The following is a 1418-nucleotide window of genomic DNA, read 5'->3' as shown; positions in this document are numbered from 1 at the left end:
GTAACACCTTACGCTCCAAATGAGACTCCATCAGGCATACGTTACACTCAAAATGAGATTGATCGACCGGTCGATCGACCGTAGTCTCGCGTATGATCTCATCCCCAGATTGCCCTGATCACGATAATTGCCCGGAGGAATTCCTTCGATATCTGCTCCGCCGTACAGGCGGTGTGGTAACTGCGGAGGTCGTTGCGGCTGCACGTGAAAAATTTGGCATCCCGCGATCAACGCTGTTTCGGCTGGCTGCACGGTTCAGAAAGACGCAACGAACATCCAGTCTCTGCCCCAGAAAACGCGGCACACAAGCAGGTGCTGTCAGGCTGGACCCGAGAACCGAGCGTGTCATTGCCGAGCAAGTGGATGGCTTCTGGCTTAGAAAGGAAAAACCAAGCTTTGCTGCACTCCTGCGACGTATTCAGGAAGTCTGCCTGACGGAAGGTCTGTCCCCTCCTCACCGGAGCACCGTCCAGCGTAGAGTGTCGGAACTTATTCCTATGGCAGCGGCCCGCAAACGGGGGGAACGCGAGATTGAAGCCGCCTCGACGCCAAGCCCTGGTCAGTTCACTGTCGCCAAACCGAACGCCCTTTGGCAGATCGATCATACCATCGTCGACGTCATTGTTGTTGACGAAAAGTTTCGTCGGCCCATCGGCCGACCGGTTCTGACGATCGCCATCGACGTTTGCACGAGAATGGTCGCGGGTTTCCATCTATCATTGGAAGCCCCATCGAGTACGTCAGTCGGTCTATGCCTTCTGCATTCCGTATACGACAAGACTGCCTGGCTGGATGAGCGAGGAATTGACATCCCCTGGCCTGTTGCCGGATTGCCCGAGGTTCTTCACTGCGACAATGGTGCAGATTTCAGGTCACGAGCGCTGGCCGATGCCTGCAAAGAGTACGGCATGAAACTCCAGTTCAGACCGCCGGCCACACCCCGCTTCGGCGGACATATCGAACGATTGATCGGCACAATGATGGGGGCAGTGCATCTGCTGCCCGGCACAACTTTCAGCAATGTGAAGATTCGAGGCGGCTACGATTCAGAGGGTCGCGCGAATCTTACATTGCGCGAGTTGGAAAAATGGATCGCGCTGGAAATTGTCGGTAAATATCACCAGCGGATACATACTTCGCTGTTGCGCCCTCCCCTGGCGGTCTGGCGCGAACGGCAAGGTGAAGTCGACTTCAACCTGCCATCTGATCGAATGGCATTCTGGACCAGCTTCCTGCCTGGCGAACGGCGTCGCCTGCTAAAAGACGGCATCCATCTGGAAAAGATCCGGTACTGGTCTGATGCATTATCACGCGATGTCGGTCGTGGCGCCGAACTCGAGATCAAATATGACCCACGAGACCTGTCCCGAATATTCGTTCGCCAATCAGATGGCCGGTTTATCGAGGCACGGTACCGC

1 protein-coding gene and 1 pseudogene are annotated in these 1418 nt (G+C 55.7%); both read left to right on the top strand.

Going from position 1 to position 1418, the window contains the following annotated elements:
• Nucleotides 1-92: 92 nt before the first annotated feature.
• Nucleotides 93-491 (top strand): annotated as a pseudogene (locus tag ACFPLB_RS17570) (DNA-binding domain-containing protein); the annotation flags it as partial.
• Between the two features lie 6 nt (nucleotides 492-497).
• On the top strand, nucleotides 498-1418 hold a 921-nt coding region (locus tag ACFPLB_RS17565; protein ID WP_378232087.1), incomplete at its 3' end, for a Mu transposase C-terminal domain-containing protein.

It is taken from the genome of Aquamicrobium segne (assembly GCF_042656785.1).
GTDB lineage: Bacteria > Pseudomonadota > Alphaproteobacteria > Rhizobiales > Rhizobiaceae > Mesorhizobium > Mesorhizobium segne.
Note: the sequence above shows the minus strand (reverse complement) of the source record. Positions and strands in the feature narration are given on the sequence as shown.